Origin of the sequence: Avibacterium sp. 21-599, from assembly GCF_026226765.1 — a bacterium.
Classification (GTDB): Bacteria; Pseudomonadota; Gammaproteobacteria; order Enterobacterales; family Pasteurellaceae; genus Avibacterium.
Genome location: NZ_JAKKOB010000001.1, coordinates 1,892,264 through 1,911,943, shown reverse-complemented (window position 1 = coordinate 1,911,943; position 19,680 = coordinate 1,892,264). Strand labels below are relative to the sequence as shown.

The 19,680-nt window shown below is 34.5% G+C and carries 10 protein-coding genes; 7 read left to right on the top strand and 3 right to left on the bottom strand.

Translation table 11 applies throughout. The features are described from left to right. Positions 1-25: 25 nt before the first annotated feature. The 4 genes from L5B83_RS09045 to L5B83_RS09030 all read left to right on the top strand — a co-directional run bounded on the left by L5B83_RS09045 (position 26) and on the right by L5B83_RS09030 (position 10,952). Positions 26-646: a hypothetical protein gene (locus L5B83_RS09045; RefSeq protein WP_265778238.1), complete on the top strand. Its 621-nt coding sequence runs from the start codon at positions 26-28 to the stop codon at positions 644-646. Between the two features lie 46 nt (positions 647-692). Beyond that, positions 693-7,322 carry a S8 family serine peptidase gene (locus tag L5B83_RS09040; RefSeq protein WP_265778237.1) on the top strand — a complete coding sequence of 2,210 codons (6,630 nt, stop codon included), beginning with the start codon at positions 693-695 and terminating at the stop codon, positions 7,320-7,322. Between the two features lie 65 nt (positions 7,323-7,387). Next, the gene (locus L5B83_RS09035) at positions 7,388-9,523 is read left to right on the top strand and encodes a type I secretion system permease/ATPase (RefSeq protein ID WP_265778236.1); all 2,136 of its coding nucleotides are present in this window, start codon (positions 7,388-7,390) and stop codon (positions 9,521-9,523) included. Between the two features lies 1 nt (position 9,524). After that, a complete protein-coding gene (locus L5B83_RS09030; protein WP_265778235.1) occupies positions 9,525-10,952 on the top strand; it encodes an HlyD family type I secretion periplasmic adaptor subunit in 1,428 nt (475 codons plus the stop codon). Between the two features lie 1,289 nt (positions 10,953-12,241). Here L5B83_RS09030 and L5B83_RS09025 read toward each other — a convergent pair. Further along, the gene (locus tag L5B83_RS09025; RefSeq protein WP_265778234.1) at positions 12,242-12,709 is read right to left on the bottom strand and encodes a GNAT family N-acetyltransferase; all 468 of its coding nucleotides are present in this window, start codon (positions 12,707-12,709) and stop codon (positions 12,242-12,244) included. 4 nt (positions 12,710-12,713) lie between these two features. Further along, complete coding sequence (locus L5B83_RS09020; protein ID WP_103854620.1) at positions 12,714-12,974, bottom strand: type II toxin-antitoxin system TacA family antitoxin; 261 nt, start codon at positions 12,972-12,974, stop codon at positions 12,714-12,716. A 266-nt stretch (positions 12,975-13,240) separates the two neighbouring features. On the opposite strand from L5B83_RS09020, the gene mobH reads away from it, so the two are divergent. The 3 genes from mobH to L5B83_RS09005 all read left to right on the top strand — a co-directional run bounded on the left by mobH (position 13,241) and on the right by L5B83_RS09005 (position 16,751). Next, entirely contained in the window at positions 13,241-15,193 is a 1,953-nt protein-coding gene (gene mobH, locus L5B83_RS09015; RefSeq protein ID WP_265778233.1) for a MobH family relaxase, read from the top strand. A 61-nt stretch (positions 15,194-15,254) separates the two neighbouring features. After that, a complete protein-coding gene (locus tag L5B83_RS09010; protein ID WP_265778231.1) occupies positions 15,255-16,094 on the top strand; it encodes a tyrosine-type recombinase/integrase in 840 nt (279 codons plus the stop codon). A gap of 483 nt (positions 16,095-16,577) precedes the next feature. Then, positions 16,578-16,751, top strand: a complete 174-nt coding sequence (locus L5B83_RS09005; protein ID WP_265778230.1) for a DnaB-like helicase N-terminal domain-containing protein — start codon at positions 16,578-16,580, stop codon at positions 16,749-16,751. 361 nt (positions 16,752-17,112) lie between these two features. Here L5B83_RS09005 and nrdA read toward each other — a convergent pair whose 3' ends face one another. Continuing rightward, a complete protein-coding gene (gene nrdA / locus L5B83_RS09000; protein ID WP_265778229.1) occupies positions 17,113-19,383 on the bottom strand; it encodes a class 1a ribonucleoside-diphosphate reductase subunit alpha in 2,271 nt (756 codons plus the stop codon). Positions 19,384-19,680 lie beyond the last annotated feature (297 nt).

Here is a 19,680-nt window from a genome sequence, read left to right as displayed (position 1 = left end):
TATTTGTTAAAAAGGATAATTTTCTATGAAAAATAAGAGTGTGAGAGAGATACTTTTTAATTATATAGTGATTCCTTTTTTAGTTTTTTTTGTTGTTTTGTTTTCTTATTTAGAAAGTCATTTTTTAGGGAATGAATTCTTCTATGTTTTATTTATGGTTATTTTGAGCTTTCCCTTCTTCATAAAATATAAACTAATATACGTTATTATAACCTTATTACTATATTTTTTATTATGTGATTTATCTATCTTAGAACCATTCTTGAAGTACTATGATGATAGTATGGTTGATGAAAGCTCTATGGCGCGTATATTCCTATTTCTCAGTTTATTTTATTTTCTGGGAGGAGTGATTTTCTTTTATGAAAAATATGAGTTAAAAGAATATTTGTTTTTTATTTTTTTTTGTATTTTCTCACCTTTAGTTATTGGGCTTTTTATGAAAAAAAATGAATTATACACTTTTTTAAGTGATTTTTTTATTTTTATACTTGGAGTAAGTTTTAGTTGTTCTCTTGTTGGATATTTTTATTTTAAAATTTATAAAAAAATGAATAGTGTTGTATTTGAAAAATTTATTTTTTTTGGTTTTTTTTATTTTATTCTTTTGTTTGCAGTTATCTTGGGTAAAGGATATCTTTATTAATTAGGTTTTAAATTTGTAAATTATTAATAATGAAGGAGAATTTAAAATGAAAAATGAGACACTTTATATTCTAAAAGGTATGGAGATATATGCAGAAGACGTGGCCAATATATTGGGATCTGATATTGTCACTAAAGATACTATATTGGGGGCGATTGGTGAAGAGTATGAATCTCAAAGTATTAAGGATAAATTACAACATTTATATATTATGACACGTACTCATGAGTCTTTTTATAAAGATTATTTAAACCCTAAATCAATAGATAGAAACATTATGACATCCTTAAAAAATCTCATGCAAAATGATATTGGACCGGGGAATATTAATATCAGAACTGCAATAGATTTAATCAAAGAATATAGTGAACATTATAAAAATTCAGATCCTCTATCTATTAAGAAATATCTCTCAGATTATTCAATGATGACTCGTGATTTAATCGATCCAACAGGAAGGTTAACGCCTGTATTAGCGGGTTTATATTTACAGAAAGCAGAAAAAGTTGCTTCTAAGTCTCATAATTGGAGTTTAACTTCAAGCAGTGATAAAAAAGCTATTTTGATAACAATGTATAATAATGGTATTAAAAAGACGGAAAAACATATAGCAGAGGAACCGAATTATGTTTTAAAACCAGGTGGTGGTACTAGTGGAGGTTATTGGTATTTACGAAATAAAGAAGATTTACTAAATATATCAAATATAAAGGTTGATAGATTTATTAGACGTTCTCCATATTCTTACTTAACTCCTATTTATAAAAAAGAGGAAGTGAAAAATAATTTTAAAGTTTCTCTATCTCAACCATTAGAAAAGACTACAGAGGGAACATTCAAATTTGACCCTGTTTATAAAAATCATGGTTGGGGATTATGGGCAAATTCAAAAGATCTGAATTTTGACCATAATGAAAAAGGTGCAGTGGATAATACGTTTAATGTCTTTTCTTCAAATATTCTCGCTAATGATTATCGTATCACAAATAATAATTTCTCTCGCAATCCTATCGTAGAATCCTCCCTTTCTTTAAGACCAAATATTCAAAAAGATTATTTAAAATTAAACCATATGGCGAATTTTGGTCGTTCTCGTTTGCCTGTGGATCCTCTCGTGTTGGATTTAAATGGTGATGGCGTAAAACTAACGGGCTATATGGAAAACACCGTATTATTTGATATTGATAATGATGGTGCACTAGAAGAAACAGGCTGGGTAAGTGCTGAAGATGGTTTATTGGTAAGAGATTTAAATAATAACGGTAAGATTGATAATATCAGTGAGATTTTCTCTGAATATTATGCTGGAAATGCAGGGCGTAATGGTGAAAGTGGTGAGAAGCGTTTTCGTAATGGCTTTGAGGCATTGCGTAGTTTAGATAGTAACCGTGATGGACATTTTAATGATAAAGATGCAGATTTTACTAAAGTAAAAGTTTGGCAAGATAAAAATCAAAATGGCATAACCGATTCAGGAGAGCTGTTTGATTTAAAAACATTAGGTATCACTGATATTAATTTAACTTATCAAGAGAAAGGTGGCGAGTACTATCAGCAAAATGAGTTGTTAGCGGAAGGGCGTTTTAGCCGAGGTCAGGTCAAAACAAAGCGAAAACGTGTAGGGTTTAGACATAAAACAGTGACCAGCATTGTAGATGTTAGAAATTATGGTGCTGCTTCCGTTAACTTTTTAGCTAATCCAAGAGGAAATATTTTTACCCAATTACAAAATGGTGTAAAAGTGGAAACTCAGGGTGATGGGCGTATTGCGCCAACCTCCGTATTTACTTCAAAGGCAACAACAGACACAACATTAAGTGCGGTTGATTTAGGGGTACAAAATATTGCAGCGGGTACGGGAAATGATGTGTTACGAGGTGATAGTCAGAATAACTGGTTAGCAGGTAATCTTGGTAGTGATACTTTTTATGGTGGTGATGGCGATGATGTTTTAATTATTGATGGTGATGATAATCCAGATAATATTCATGGTGGGGCAGGTAACGATATTATTCAAGTAGTTGGTGATAAGGGCGTTACTATCGATTTACATAAAGCTGAAGTGGAAGCGATGCAAGGTGGTCGTGGTAATGACGTCATCTATTCTTCAGGTAATAGTACGATTTATGTTAGAGGTGGAGATGGCGATGATATTATTTTAGGTGGTATCGCTAATGATGCACTTTCTGGTGAAAATGGTAATGATACAATTTTCGGTAATTTAGGCGATGATGTATTGCGTGGTCATCGTGGAAATGATTATTTATCTGGAGATGATGGTAATGATCTTATTTGGGGTGGTTCAGACGATGATGTGTTACTAGGCGGAAATGGCAATGATATGCTCAGTGGTGATGGCGGTGATGACTTTATTGATGGTGGTGATGGAGAAGATATTGTTGAGTACTCGGGTAATCTGGAGGATTATAAATTCACTGAGGTAGAAGGGGGATTGATCATTAGTGATACGGTACAGGGCCGTGATGGTACGGATTTTGTCCGCAATGTAGAGAGAGCCAACTTTAAAAATGTGACGGGTTATGAGTTACCTAAAAATGGCGTTGCTATTGGTAATCCATTGCCCGTCATGGATATTATTGATCGTGATAAATACGGGCAACTTGTTGATGGTAAGCGTTCCGTTACTATTACGCAACAGCAGTTATTACAAAATGATTTTGATATTCAAGGTGATCGTTTAATTGTGGCTCAGGCATTTGATATAAAAGGTGGGCAGATTTCAGTTAATGACGCACGTGAAATTATTTTTACGCCAGATCCAAATTATCAAGGGGTTGCAGGATTTAAATATAAATTGATTGATGAGTTTAATCATAACGGTTTAGTTGTTGGTGGGAAAGAAAAGGTTGGACAGGTATTTTTTAAAACACCAGATTTACCTGATGATCCGCTCTTTTATCAACAATACTATTTACAGGAGGATAATATCGTTCCGGTTTGGAAACATTATACAGGTAAAAATATCAGAATAGGGCAGTTTGAGCCAAGTGGACCATTTTCAGTAGCTGAGGAAGTTGCGGATTATCGCAATCCAGAGTTGAGAGATAATATTGATAAAAATTGGTTATATGATTATGAATTCCATACTCGAGAAGAGGATAAAGTATTTAGTAAACACGCGACTGAAGTCGCCGGTGTTATGGTCGGGGCACTCAATGGAGAAGGTGGAGTAGGCGTTGCTTACAATGCTACCACTGCAAGCCACTGGGTGGGGGCTAATACTTCAAGTTTATTAAAGATGAAAGAGTATGATGTCGCTAACCATAGTTGGGGGCACAATAAAAATTTTGCTAAACAAATTCTTGCTGAAGATAGTTCTAAACAATCAGAGATAGATGCATGGATTAATGAGCGTTATGTTACTGCATTAAAAGAGGGGCGTAATGGACTGGGAACGGTGATTGTTAATTCAGCAGGTAATGAAAGAGAGAAAGGTGGTAATGCTAATTATTCATATCTTACCAGTAATCCTTATACGATTGTTGTTGGTTCGGTTCATTTAAACGATCAAGGGACATCAGAAATAGCGAGTTATTCTAGCCCTGGTGCTAGTGTATTGGTGAGTGCTCATGGATCACAAGTGCTCTCTTCTTCGCGACGTTTAATTAATCAAAATGGTGGCACATTGGGGGAAGATTATTCTAAGGTGGATGGCACTAGTTTTTCTGCACCTATTGTATCCGGCATTGTTGCATTGATGTTAGAGGCAAATCCAAACTTAGGTTATCGTGATATTCAGGAGATACTCTCATTAACGGCTAGAGGAGATAAGTCGACTGGTAATAGTTGGCAGTGGAATGGTGATAAAAATTGGAATGGTGGTGGGCGTCATGTAAGTCATGATTATGGTTATGGTATTGTGGATGCTCAAGCTGCTGTTCTTTTAGCTGAGAATTGGCATAAACAAGAAACCTACAAAAATGAAGTACGTTTAGAGAAAATGTATTCATCAGGCAAAATTGATTATAAATTGGCTGATAATGATGGACGTCAATTTACAGTGAACGTTAGTAATTCACATGTAACACTGGAAAATGTACAAGTGTCTGTAAACTTGACTCATTCTAGAGCGAGCGATTTGGCTATAAAACTTATTTCTCCATCAGGTACGGAGTCGTTACTAATGAATCGTCCCGGATTTGTTGAGGGTAGTGATGAGCATACAGGAGATAAAGATTTTAATGGTAGCCAAACATTACAATATACCTTTAATACCGCACTTTTGAGAGGTGAAGATCCGAATGGACAATGGCGTTTACAGGTATTTGATGTTAAAACAGGAGAAACAGGCATTTTACATGATTGGAGCTTGAGTCTTTATGGCTCAGTAAATACAGGTAGTGATACTTATATTTATACTGATGAATATAAGTCAGTTGAGGGTAAAAATCATCTATCAGATACTGATGGTGGTTTTGATGTAATAAATACTGCAGCGATGAGTGGCGCTGTTTATGTCAATTTAGCCAATGGTCAAGCCAATCTAAATGGAAAGGCTTTATCTATTGATAATCCTGCCGAAATAGAGGGGATCATTACTGGTGATTATAATGATGTGCTAGTTGGTAATGCACAGCGTAATTTACTTATTGGTGGTAGAGGTGATGATGTTCTGTATGGTTTAGATGGTGACGATATTTTATACGGAGCACAAGGTAATAATAAACTCACTGGTGGTAATGGAAGTGATATTTTTGTAATTAATAAGTATGCAGGAAATTCTGATATTATTACTGACTTTAAAGTAGGCATTGATAGGTTAGTTTTAAGTGAATTTCCGGATCTTAAACAATTAAACCTACAACAGGATGCGAATGATACTATTATTCATTTAGGTGATGGACAAACAGTACGTTTACTTAACGTATCAAGTGCTAGCATGGGATTGAATAATGTAGTTATTACTGCGGAAAAATTTAATTCTCGTTTTATTCGTGATTATTATGCGTATGGTTTTGCTTCTTCAAATCAAGAAATTGGATTACCTGATATACAAGTCGTTTATTGGGGAACAGCCGGTGATGATCGTATCTTTGGGGGAAATAAAGGAGATACGTTGTATGGTGGTCAAGGTGATGATGTACTTGTTGGAGAGCATAGAACAGATCAAACTGAAGGAGGCAATGATATTTTATATGGCGGTGATGGTAATGATGTGCTTCGAGGTGGTCCTGGTGATGATATCCTTTATGGAGGTGCTGGTTTAGATTCTCTAGGTGGTGATGCTGGTAATGATATAATTTATCTAGAAGGTGATGAATCAGCTATTGGTTATGATAATCAGTTATATACTGGACCGGTAACTCTTAATAACGTCAAATTTAGTAATGCCTCTGCAACGGGTGGTAGTGGAGATGATAAATTTGTTGTGGTAAAAGATACATCTAAAGGTGTTGGTAGAGGATTATTAAAGAATTTGATCACTGATTTTGATGTGAATAATCCAAATGAAAAAATTGATATATCTCAATATAGAGGGCAATTACCGTTGGTAATACAAGAGATGTTGATTAATGGTGAAATTTATTCTCGTTTATGGTTTGGCAATCCTGGCGAAGATACTCAATATATCACATTAAAAGGAGTTAGAAGTAGTAGTCTAAACTCAATAGTTAAGAATAATTTAACTGAAACAGGCGCTTTTGTTTTACCAAAATTACAGCAGGAATTCTTAGGAACATCTGCAAATGATGTACTTAAGGGAAATTCTGTAGGGAACTATTTGGATGGAAAATCTGGAGCAGATATAATGGAAGGTCTCGAGGGAGATGATATCTATATGGTAGATAATATTCAAGATCGTGTTATTGAAACGGTTAATGGGGGGTATGATATTATCAAGTCAAGCGTTTCGTATCAGTTACCAGATCATGTTGAAGAGTTAGAATTAACAGGTGATGCAAATATTAATGCTACAGGAAATGCAGCTAATAATCGTTTGGTTGGTAATGTTGGTGCAAATCATCTTGATGGTGGTTTAGGGGATGATGTGTTAATCGGTGGAAAAGGTGATGATATTTATATTGTAGATTCTAGCTTAGATGAAGTTATTGAGAAATCTGGTGAGGGAGTTGATAAAGTCATTTCTTCTGTTTCATATACATTACCTATCCATTTAGAAAATTTAACTTTATCCGGAGATAAATCAATTTCAGGTACAGGTAATGCATTAGATAATGTATTAGAAGGTAATAATGAGAATAATCGTTTAATTGGTTATGCTGGTAATGATACGTTGCAAGGTCAGAAAGGTAGTGATTTATTAATGGGAGGAGCGGGAGATGATACTTATATATTCTCTCGTGGAGACGGTAATGATTTTATTAAAGAGGAATCTGGTAATGATGTGTTACGATTTAATGCAGGTATTAATTCTGATCAATTATGGTTTAAAAAGATTAATAATGATTTAGTGATTAATATCGTTGGTACCAACGATAGCGTTATAATAGATGATTGGTATAAATCGACAAGTAACAGCGATTATAAAATTGAGACGATTATTGCAGGCGATGGGAAACAGTTGCTTGAGTCTCAAGTGGATTCTCTGGTAACTGCTATGGCAAATTTTGATGTACCAGCTGCAGGGCAGATTAATTTACCTGCAGATTACCATTCTAAATTAGATATGGTACTCGCTGCAAGTTGGAAGTAAATTTTTAGGTGAAATATAAGTAGGTAACTTAGGAGAACTAAGTTACCTTTTTTATGGGTATATATATGGATGATAAAAAAGAATATAAAGATGATTATGCCTTAACTGCGCTTGTTTTATTAGCTCGTTTCCATGGTATTCCGGTAAATATTGAGGATATAAGACATCAGTTTGATATCGCAGGTATAGGTATTGATTTAGTAAATTGGCAATTAGCGGCAAAATCCTTAGGATTTAAAGTAAGGGTATCAAATAAATCAATTTCTCGCTTACCTTTTATGAATCTTCCTGTGTTGATATGGGACGATAGAAGTAAACAACATTTTATTCTTGCTAAAATTGATAATGCTAAGAAAAAATATTTAATTCATGATTTAGTATTAAAACAACCTGTGGTCCTAAGTGAAAAAGAGTTTATACAACGTTATACAGGAAAAGTTATTCTATTAAGCTCAAGAGCTTCAGTTTTAGGGCATTTAGCAAAGTTTGATTTTACGTGGTTTATTCCATCAATTATTAAATATAGAAAAATTTTATATGAGGTTATTGCTGTTTCATTGGTATTGCAAATTTTGGCATTAATTACCCCTCTTTTCTTTCAAGTAGTCATGGATAAAGTCTTGGTCCATCAAGGGTTTAATACGTTAAATGTCATTGCATTTGGCCTATGTGCCATTATTTTCTTTGAAGTTATCTTAACTGCCATACGTAGCTATGTTTTTTCTCATACAACTAGCCGTATGGATGTAGAGCTAGGTGCAAAACTTTTTCGTCATTTATTGGCATTACCTTTAGCCTATTTTGAAACTCGTCGAGTTGGAGATACTGTTGCACGCGTAAGAGAATTAGAACAGATTCGTAATTTTTTGACAGGGCAAGCACTTACATCATTATTAGATTTGTGTTTTTCTTTTATTTTCTTAAGCGTAATGTGGTTTTATAGTGGCTGGTTAACGTTTGTTGTTTTAGTCTCTTTACCTTGTTATGTAATATGGTCAATGATAATAACTCCACTTTTAAGAAAAAAATTGGATGAGAAGTTTGCACGTAATGCAGATAATCAATCTTTTTTAGTTGAATCAATTACTGCGATTAATATTATTAAATCGATGGCTGTCTCGCCTCAAATGATCGAACATTGGAATAAGCAGCTAGCAGGTTATGTCAAGGCTGGGTTTGATGTTTCCAAATTAGCTACAATAGGACAAAGTGGTGTACAGTTAATCCAAAAATTAGTAATGGTAATTAACTTATGGTTAGGTGCTCATTTAGTTATTAGTGGTGATATGAGTATTGGACAATTAATTGCATTTAATATGTTAGCTAGTCAAGTTGCAGCACCTGTTATACGTTTGGCGCAATTATGGCAAGATTTCCAACAAGTAGGTATATCAGTGGAACGTTTAGGTGACATTTTAAATACACCGACTGAAACCACAAAAAGCAAGTTATCTTTACCAGAAATTAAAGGAGAGATTATTTTTGATAGTGTGAAATTTAGATATAAACCCGAAGATAGGGATGTTATTACTGATTTTTCATTGAAATTATCCGAGGGAGATATTGTTGGTATCGTTGGGCGTTCTGGTTCAGGTAAGAGTACAATTGCTAAACTTGTTCAGCGGTTATATATTCCACAATCTGGACGTATTTATATTGATGGTCAAGATTTGTCTTTGGTTGAACCATCTTGGTTAAGACGTCAAATAGGTGTTGTTTTCCAAGATAATATTCTGTTAAATCGAAGTATTAGAGATAATATTGCAATTAGTGAACCAGGTATTTCAATTGAACAGGTGATAAATGCAGCAAAATTAGCAGGGGCTCATGATTTTATTACTCAATTATCTGAAGGATACGATACCATGGTAGGGGAGCAAGGAGCCGGATTATCTGGGGGGCAACGTCAGCGCATTGCTATTGCGAGGGCTTTAATTTCTAACCCTAGAATTTTAATCTTTGATGAGGCTACGAGCGCATTGGATTATGAATCTGAACGTATTGTTATGCGAAATATGCATTCAATTTGCCATGGAAGAACGGTGATAATCATTGCTCATCGATTATCAACAGTTAGAATTGCAAATAAAATTGTTGTAATGGAGAAAGGACGTATCATAGAGCAAGGATCTCATGAACACTTATTATCAAATTCGAATGGATTATACTCGTATTTAAACAAATTACAGTCAGGGCATTAATATGGGGTTATATTGTAGTGGTATTCGTGATTTTATTTGGCGCTATTACCAACATATAAAAGATGTTTGGAAAGAGAGAAAAAATCTTGACTCGCCTAAACGTGAAGTAGATGAGTATTCATTTCTACCGGCACATTTAGAATTAATTGAGAAACCAGTTTCTGCATTACCGAAATGGATCGCACGAGCTATTATATTTTTAATAATTATAGCCTTAGCTTGGTCTATCTTGGGAAAAGTTGATGTTGTTGCTGTAGCTAGCGGTAAACTGTCTTATAGTGGACGTAGTAAGATTATACAACCGATTGAGCGTTCTATTATTGATAATATTTATGTCATTGAAGGACAAAGCGTTCTTAAAGGTGATAATTTGGTTAAATTGATGACATTAGGTGTAGATGCTGATTATGAGAAGATGAAGAAATCTTTGGGACTTGCTTTATTAACGAAGTCAAGAGCTGAATCACTTTTAGCTGCAATTGAAAATGAACATAATCCAGTTTTAAATATTCCTAATAATAGAGTGTTTGATGATGCAGATATTAAACAATCACAACAACTCGTATTTGAACAATATCAGACATTTATATCAGAACGAAAGCAAGCAAAATTATTGTTAGAGCAACGTATTGCAGAAAAAGAAACGATATCTTTTCAGATAAAAAAATATCAAGGTCTTGAGAAAATTGAAAGAGAAAGGTTTAATGATTTTAAGGTATTATATAAGAAAAAAATAGTTGCAAAACATGAGTTTTTGGAACAAGAAAGTAAGTTTATTAATCTTAAAAATGAGCTTGCGGCTCAGGAGAGTAAATTGACTGAGATAGAATCTAGTATTAAACAGGCTCAAGAATCCTATGATTTATTAAGGTATACCTTTGTCCGAAATATAAGAGATGCTTTGCGTCAAGCTAACGAACAAGTTGAACAACTTATTTTTGAGGAAAAAAAAGCCTTAGAGAGGCAGAATACTACAACTATTAGAGCACCAGTAACAGGGACTGTGCAGCAACTTAGTATCCATACGGTTGGAGGGGTTGTTACTGAAGCCCAACAACTTATGGTCATTGTTCCTCAGGAAGATCAGCTTGAAGTATCGGCATTTATTAGTAACCAAGATATAGGTTTTATTCAAGTGGGACAACCTGTTACAATTAAAGTAGAGGCATTCCCCTATACGAGATATGGTTATATTACGGGACATGTTAAAAGTATTAGTTTTGATGCTATAGAGAATGATAAGTTAGGTTTAGTTTTTTCAACAGTAATTACCTTAGATCATGATTTTTTAGTAATAGATAATAATAAGGTACGATTAACAGCGGGTATGAGGGTTAATGCAGAGATTAAAACGGGTAGTCGTAGGGTGATCAGTTATTTATTGAGTCCATTACAAAGAACATTAAATGAAAGTTTAAGAGAACGTTAATTCGTGAATATACAAATCTATAATTGCATTTTTCAAAGTATAGTATCTTTTTGGGGCCTTGGGGGTAGATTTTAGAAAATCACTGATGGCTTTAAGTTTAATATCAAGTATTAAAGTTGTGCAAAATACTTCTTATCTAAATGGATATTGGATTATGATAATAACTTGATAAAGGTCTTCGACAGTTTGTTAAACAGAAAATGGTAAAAGTCTTTTGGGATTTTCTTATATGCTAAAATGTCAGAAACTATATTAGCTTTTCTGGCTAAAGAAGTAAATAATATTATTATCGCTTAACAAACTAAGGAAAAAATTGATCCTTTTAAGCAAGGAAGAATGTTTTAATCTAGAGAATTTCTAGAACTTGGAAATATCGTGGTTGTTAAAACACTTTCTCAAATGGTTCAAAAAGAAGAAGGCGAAATTGAACGAGTTGTTGGCGGATTTTTTTCTATCCCATAAAAAACAGATTTTTAGGTAATATCCCGATTAATGTTGTAACAGTAATAGAAGTAATTTCCCAACAAAATCGTGAAACGATACAAATTCATGGATTATAAATCGAAATAAAGTTTAAGCTTAGTACAAGTATACAGATGTCAACAAGTTATTACTTCCTATATTATTTTGAATATCCACGAAATTTAATGATATTAAAATCTTCTGAATTAAATCCATATTTATTTAACTCATTAGAATCAAATATAGTCAGGCTAAGATTAGCTACATTTTAAACTTCATAAGCATTCCTGCTAAAAATAGTATCATTTTACAAAGTTCTTCATTTCCTAAAGTTTTTAGGTCTGTTGATTTAAGGTGGATGATTGAAAATTGATTTCTTATATCATCAATTTGTTAAATATATTATTAAGTTGAAATTCAGCAGATTTTGTACAAGTAAGATTTATTTCAATCATACACTCTATTTTATTAAAGCTATGAGTTATAGCTGTTATTGTTTCTACGATAGGTTTTAGTTGAGAATTATTGAGGAACCGTAGCATAAAATGAAAGAACGTTCTGAAAGAGCAAGAATTTTTTACCGTTAATAGACCTAATTTAGTACCAGACTTAGTATTAGAATAAAATTTTAATTTAGATAGAAAATTTCTTAACATATATTCTTCTATTCAAAAGTTAATGATTATTTATAGCGAATCTAAAGAATTAAATGTAGAGTACAATAAATAAAATACGAAAAGTAATAATTAATTATTATGAAAATTTTGATAGAAGAAAATAAAGATCTATACTTAAACAATTACTTATACAGTATAAAAATTTAATAATCACAATTTGAGCATCAGTAACATATCATCAATTGGAGATGATTGAAAACCATAATGTAAATAGAATTGCCTTGCTTGCTTATTCAAAGCATGTACTAACAAAGCTCTCACTCCAACCTGTTCTGATACAACTTTTGCTCTCAATACTGCATCTTTGAGTAATGCGGCTCCTAATTTTTTTCCTTGATATTTTACATCTATAGCTAATCTCCCTAAGACAATAACTGGGATAGGTTTAGGCATATTACGTCTTAACGAACCAGGTGCAAACTCATGAGTTATTGACCCTGCTGCTAAGGCATAAAAACCGATAACAACATTCTCTTTACAGATTACGAATGTTCTACTTGCTTGACTTTGTTGATTTTTAACTGCATTGTGTCTAAGCCATCTATTTAGTGAATCTTCACCACAATCAAATAAATCAAGATGATGGTTGTGTGTTAATAATTCAGGTTTAGAATACACGTTATCATTCCCAAGGTGAGTTGATAGCCATCAATTTCTCTAACCCAGGATTAGTTAAGTCTGGCTGCTCAAGTATTTCAATGAAATGATTAAATTTATCCTCATTAAGCTGAAACACTGCTCTATCTAAAATAACGTTTTGTGCATAAGTGCAAGCAGCATCTAACATAAAATCAGAGCGTGTTTTTCCAAGTAAAGACGCTGCATGATCAATCAAATCACGCTGTATTGGTTTAGCTCGTAAGTTAATTGCAGCTGTACGCATAGTTGTCTCCATATCCTATTAATATACAATCAATATACAAATTATAATGTGTAGTTATTGTGTATGCAAGCACTTTGGTAACATAACAAGGTATGACTTGCGTGATTGGCGATAAAAGTAGAAAACTTTAAATAAGGATTGATTTGAACATAGGTAAACTTATAACAATTAAAAACTATAAATAAATTATATTAAATTTTGCCTTCTGAGTAGCTCAAAACCTTGTTTTAATAAATCATCATAGATTTATGTAAAAAGAGTTTTCAATGCTATCACGTATCCTTTCTAAGTTTAAAAAGGTAGAAAAAGAGAATATTGCTCCCTCCCATATTTTTAATAAAGAGGGATGGTTTATACCTAAAAAAGCGGATGAGCTACTAAATACCCCACTGAGACAACAATATCTAACAACTATTTGGCAAAATGTCTCAATGTCGCCTGAGATGTTTAAGCACTATTACCGTGAGCTGATAGAAAGATATGCAGAAATGGTGCAATTATTACCAGCCTCAGAATCCCATCACCATTCCCATGTTGGCGGTATGCTAGATCATGGTTTAGAGGTTATCTCAATTGCCACAAAACTCCGTCAAAATTATGTTTTACCGCAAAATGCTGCGCCAGAAGAACAAGCAAAACAGCGTGATGTATGGACTGCGGCAATTATTTATGGGGCCTTATTACATGATATTGGTAAAGTTGCTGTTGATCTTGAAGTAATACAAAAAAATGGGGAACGTTGGTATCCTTGGAATGGCATACCGACACAGCCTTACAAGTTTAGATATATCAAGGACAGGGATTATGCATTGCACCCTGCGATTGGGGGATTTTTTGCAAATTATCTTATTCCTAACGTGGCCTTTGATTGGTTGGCGACTTATCAGCAGGCCTTTTCATCTCTGATGTATACAATTACAGGTCATCACGACAGAGCGGGAATACTTACAGAGATTATCCAAAAAGCGGATCAAATTAGTGTGACGCTGGCCTTAGGAGGCGACCCTAATAAATTATCTGAACAACCTAAAGTTTCTTTTGCAAAACAATTGCACATTGCCTTACGGTATGTTGTGAACCATTTTAAATTAAATGCACCAAAAGGTGGTTCTGATGGTTGGTTAACAGAGGAGGGGCTATGGCTAATGAGTAAAAGTACGGCTGACAATATTAGGGCACATTTATTAAGCCAGGGCATTTCCGTACCGAGCCAGAATGGAAAATTATTTGATGAATTGCAAGCACATCATTTGATTCAGAAAACCCAATCAGGAACGGCTATATGGAACGGTCAAGTAGTCTCAAACGCCGGTTGGGTACCAGCGAAACCTTTTACATTACTTAAAATCGATCCTAATATTGTTTGGGACAGTATAGATAAACGTCCAGATTTATTTGAAGGGCGCGTAACCGTTGTGGGCGAAGAGGGGGCGAAATCTGAGGGGAATAGCATTCCTATTTCTTCAGATATGTCTATATCATCCTCATTAAATACGCCAGTGATCACAGAAAATATACCTGAAAATCAAATCTCTGAAGCAGAACGCCAGACAGATGTTATCAACGATAAAAAAGTTGAAACAGCGGGAGTCAGTGATATGGATTTTACACTTAATTTATTTTCTCAAATTGAACCAGAGCATAAAGATGAAGCAAAATTTGTACCAGAGTTTGATACGTCTATAACTGAAACAGTAAAAACTGCATCCTCGATAGTGCAAGAAACCATTCATGTAGAACAACAGCCAGAACAATCAAAACGTTCTAAGCAGGCTAAACCTAATAACCTTTCTACTCCATCTGCGATAAGTTCAAAAGACGTGTCTGATGTGATGGATGGTAAAAAATTTATTGATTGGATAAAAGCAGGGGTGATTGCTGAAAAATTATCCTGGAATAGACCTAATGCTAAACTCCATATTGTTGAGAATCATCTATTTCTTGTTACGCCAAGTATCTTTCAGCTATATTTACGAGAAGTAGCGGGAAGTACTGATCAAGCATCGTGGGAACTGCTACAAAAACACTTCCAGAATTTAGGTATCCATAAAAGGCAACATATGGAAGATGACAGTCGTAATATTTGGGAATGTAAAGTTATTGGTCCGAATAAACATTCTTTTTTGAACGGTTATCTTATTGAGGATACTCGCCTATTTTTTGGAGATAAAATTTTGTTAAATAATCAATGGTTAAAATTACAAGGAGAATTAGTATGACATGTACTTTTAAACAATTACTTGAAAAATTTTTTTATATAAATCACTCCGTCCAAGTACAATGGATGGGTATAAGAAGATTGTTAATGTCTTAACTAAAACCTATCCTGAACTTATGCCGAATGATTTTACTCATGAGCATGTTATTCAATGGAGGGAGCATGTTTTAAAATCAGCAAAACCAGTCACTTGGAATAATTACGCACGTCATTTAAGGAGTTTATATAATTTTGCAATTGAATATCAATTTATTTCTTTAGATAAAAACCCATTTACTAAATTATTTATTACTGAAGACAAAGCAAAAAGAAAAACGCTGAGTGTTGATCAAATAAATGTTGTCCATGATTTATTATGTTCAAAAGAGAATTTGCCTGATATTTTAACACCAAGATGGTTTATTTTGGCACTATTTCAGACGTTTAGATATACAGGGATAAGACGAAGCCAACTAATAAAATTAAGAATTTGTGATATAGATTTAGAACGTAAGGTGATATCAATTCCTTCGCATATAAATAAAAATCACCATTATCATGAAATCCCTATTTCGAAAAAACTATACCCATATTTATGTAAATTAAAGTTTGAGATGCTGAGATTGAAACAGACTGAAAAAGATCAGCTATTCAATATAAATAAAGTATCTAAAGTTGTTGTAAATAGAAGAGGGGAAATGTCAGTTAATCAGGTGAGCCATATTTTTTCGGTTATTTCAAAACTTGTTGGTTTTTATGTATCAGCTCACCGTTTTAGGCATACAATTGCAACACAATTAATGAAGAACGTAGACAATGTTTATAGCGTTAAACAACTTTTAGGGCATTGTGATATAAAGGTTACCTTAAGTTATATAGAATATGATAGTGAAATGATAAGGGAGTGTGTGGATGGTTTGTAAAAATAGCTCTAAATTTGATAAAATTTAATGTCTAGGCTTTACAAGCAATGAAAAAATAGTAGAATCGGATCCCGATTCAAGAGGTTATGTGTACTTGGATCGGTTTTTGTTCTATTGCGTAGAGTGTAGATGTATAACGAGACCACACAAGGGATTCAAAATCCGCCGCCCTTAAAAGCGTGTCGGTTCGAGTCCGACCACTGGCACCATTCTGTATATCCTTGTTTTATCATACCCAAGATGTAAAAGAGATTGTTGCCAATCTTTACAATATTTTTCTAATCTTACTGAGAAAAATCCACACATTGAACTCATCAATTTTGAAATTCCTCATCAAATAGCTTATTGAGAAGTAGCAAGTCGAGCGTTACCTATTCATAGACATAATAAAATAGAGGCAGAAAATATCCGTCAATTATGCTCACTTTTATTCCCTTGTTGGAAAGAGCATTTCCAAACTGAAACAAAACGAGGTGAGTCAAAATGAGCAGTAAAACATTCCCGGCTTATTTTTTTGAGGCAGAGCAATCGGTACTTGGCGGATTAATCTTAGCTAATGATAAATGGGATGACGTAAGCCTCCTATTAACTGAGCATAATTTTTATAATCATGAACATCAACAAATTTACATTGCGATTAGGTTTGATCTTCTATAATGTACTAGGTTTTAAACAAAAGTGCGGTAGAAATTTATTCAATTTTTTACCGCACTTTGTACTCCATTAATTGGATTTTACACGCTCGTCAGTTCTCTCATAAAGATTGTGCTTTTTTATATCCTAGATTATATGCAGATTAAACTGATTGCGCCTGTATCAGCTTGGTTTTCATTTAAATCCTTACCTATTTAATAATTACCATTCAATTCATCAGAAAGCCAACTTCTTGAGCGGATATAGGGTATAGAATGATGTTTATTTTCATAACTTTGATGTGGAGGTAAATTACTTAAATATCTGCATATCTATGATTTTTATGCAAATAGTCATACTAAATTTCCTCTTATTACTATAGTTATTAAATCTTACACGCCCCACCAGAACAGCCGTCATCAAGATCTTCTTGGCTGTCTTCTGCGCCATCACGGGTGTTTTGGTAGTAAAGGGTTTTCACGCCGTATTTGTAAGCGGTTAATAAATCTTTTAACAACACTTTCATCGGTACTTTGCCTTCTTCAAAACGTTGTGGATCGTAGTTGGTGTTAGCTGAAATAGATTGATCTACAAATTTTTGCATAATACCTACGAGGTGTAAGTAACCATCATTATTTGGAATATCCCATAATAACTCGTAGTTTTCACTTAAGTTTTCATAATCTGGTACAACTTGTTTGAGGATACCGTCTTTTGACGCTTTGATGCTGACGTGTCCACGCGGTGGTTCAATGCCGTTGGTTGCATTGGAAATTTGCGATGATGTTTCTGATGGCATCAGTGCAGTCAGTGTTGAGTTGCGCAAACCAAAGGTTTTAATGTCTTGGCGTAGGCTTTCCCAATCGTAATGTAATGGCTCTTGAGTGAGTGTATCCACATCTTTTTTATAGGTATCAATCGGTAAAATACCTTGAGCGTAAGTAGTTTGATCGAAATACTCACAAGCCCCCATTTCTTTCGCAAGGTTCATTGAGGCTTTTAATAAATAGTATTGAATGGCTTCAAAAGTGCGGTGCGTGAGATCGTTCGCACTGCCGTCCGAATAACGCACGCCATTTTTAGCTAAATAATAAGCAAAGTTGATCACGCCAATTCCTAAAGATCGACGCGCAAGAGAGCTACGTTCTGCCGCGATCACAGGGTAATCTTGATAATCTAATAGGGAATCTAAGGCACGCACAGCAAGATCTGCAAGTTCATCTAATTCATCAAGGTTTGCAATCGCCCCTAAGTTGAAGGCTGAAAGGGTACAAAGGGCAATTTCACCTTCTTCATCGTGAATATGAGAAAGTGGCTTAGTTGGCAATGCGATTTCTAAACAAAGGTTAGATTGACGCACAGGCGCAACGCTAGGATCAAATGGCGAGTGGGTATTACAGTGATCCACATTTTGAATATAGATACGCCCTGTGGATGCACGTTCTTGCATTAATAGTGAGAACAGTTCAACGGCTTTCACACTGCGTTTACGAATGTCTGGATCTTGTTCGTATTGGGTGTAAAGGCGCTCAAACTCATCTTGATCGGCAAAGAATGCTTCATATAACCCCGGCACATCAGAAGGGCTAAATAAGGTGATTTCGCCGCCTTTGATTAAGCGTTGATACATTAATTTGTTAAGCTGAACACCGTAATCCATATGACGAACACGGTTATCTTCCACACCACGGTTATTTTTTAAGACTAACAGGCTTTCCACTTCCAAGTGCCAAATTGGGTAGTAAACGGTGGCCGCTCCACCACGCACCCCGCCTTGTGAGCAGGATTTTACCGCAGTTTGGAAATATTTATAGAATGGGATACAGCCTGTATGGAATGCTTCCCCGCCACGGATTTGGCTACCCAAGGCACGAATCGCTCCGGCGTTTACGCCAATTCCAGCACGTTGAGAAACATATTTCACAATGGCAGAGGCAGTCGCATTAATAGAATCTAAACTATCACCACATTCAATTAACACACAAGAACTGAATTGGCGTGTTGGTGTACGCACCCCAGCCATGATTGGTGTAGGCAGAGAAATTTTAAATGTCGATGTCGCATCATAGAAACGGCGTACATAATCTAAGCGTGTTTCTTTTGGATAGGTTGAGAACAAGCTTGCTGCCACCAAAATATATAAGAACTGGGCAGATTCATAAATCTCACCTGTGACACGATTTTGTACTAAATATTTGCCTTCAAGCTGTTTGACTGCTGCATAAGAGAATGTCATATCACGCCAGTGATCTAAAAAGCCGTCCATTTCGTCCCATTCTTCACGGCTATAATCGGTCAGTAAGGCTTGATCATACTTGCCTAAACGCACCAATTTTTTAACGTGATCATATAAACGCGGAGGATCAAAATGCCCATAGGCTTTTTTACGCAAATGGAAAACCGCAAGGCGCGCGGCTAAATATTGATAATCAGGCGTATCTTTGCTGATTAAATCTGCGGCTGCTTTAATAATGGTTTCGTGAATATCCGAAGTGCGAATCCCCTCATAAAATTGAATATGGGAACGCAATTCTACTTGAGAAACAGAAACGTTATCCAATCCCTCTGCTGCCCAAGTGATCACTCGGTGAATTTTATCTAAATCGATGGGTTCTTGTTTTCCGTCACGTTTGGTGACCATCATAGCTTTATTCATAGACATTCCGATTTGTTGGTGTTGCGTAAAAACACAAGATATAGTGGTTTATTGAAAACGCGGTACAAGATAATGTGTTATTAACGAAACTGCAAGCACTAAATTTTACGTCCAATTCTTGACATAAACTAAGTTATTTATAAATAAGCAAAAATCATAGAAATGAATTTACCCCTTATTTTTATCAGGAATTAAAAAGCAAAGTGCGGTTAAAAAATGTGTGAAAAATCACAAATTTTTCAATAACTAAGAGAAATTTGCCGATTTTTATTGACCAATTTTTCCCTTATATGTTAG

Excerpts from the sequence above, each read along its gene's own strand:
- L5B83_RS09045 (WP_265778238.1), top strand. The coding sequence starts at position 26 with ATGAAAAATAAGAGTGTGAGAGAGATACTTTTTAATTATATAGTGATT.
- L5B83_RS09040 (WP_265778237.1), top strand. The coding sequence starts at position 693 with ATGAAAAATGAGACACTTTATATTCTAAAAGGTATGGAGATATATGCA.
- L5B83_RS09035 (WP_265778236.1), top strand. The coding sequence starts at position 7,388 with ATGGATGATAAAAAAGAATATAAAGATGATTATGCCTTAACTGCGCTT.
- L5B83_RS09030 (WP_265778235.1), top strand. The coding sequence starts at position 9,525 with ATGGGGTTATATTGTAGTGGTATTCGTGATTTTATTTGGCGCTATTAC.
- L5B83_RS09020 (WP_103854620.1), bottom strand. The coding sequence starts at position 12,974 with ATGCGTACAGCTGCAATTAACTTACGAGCTAAACCAATACAGCGTGAT.
- mobH (WP_265778233.1), top strand. The coding sequence starts at position 13,241 with ATGCTATCACGTATCCTTTCTAAGTTTAAAAAGGTAGAAAAAGAGAAT.
- L5B83_RS09010 (WP_265778231.1), top strand. The coding sequence starts at position 15,255 with ATGGATGGGTATAAGAAGATTGTTAATGTCTTAACTAAAACCTATCCT.
- L5B83_RS09005 (WP_265778230.1), top strand. The coding sequence starts at position 16,578 with ATGAGCAGTAAAACATTCCCGGCTTATTTTTTTGAGGCAGAGCAATCG.
- nrdA (WP_265778229.1), bottom strand. The coding sequence starts at position 19,383 with ATGAATAAAGCTATGATGGTCACCAAACGTGACGGAAAACAAGAACCC.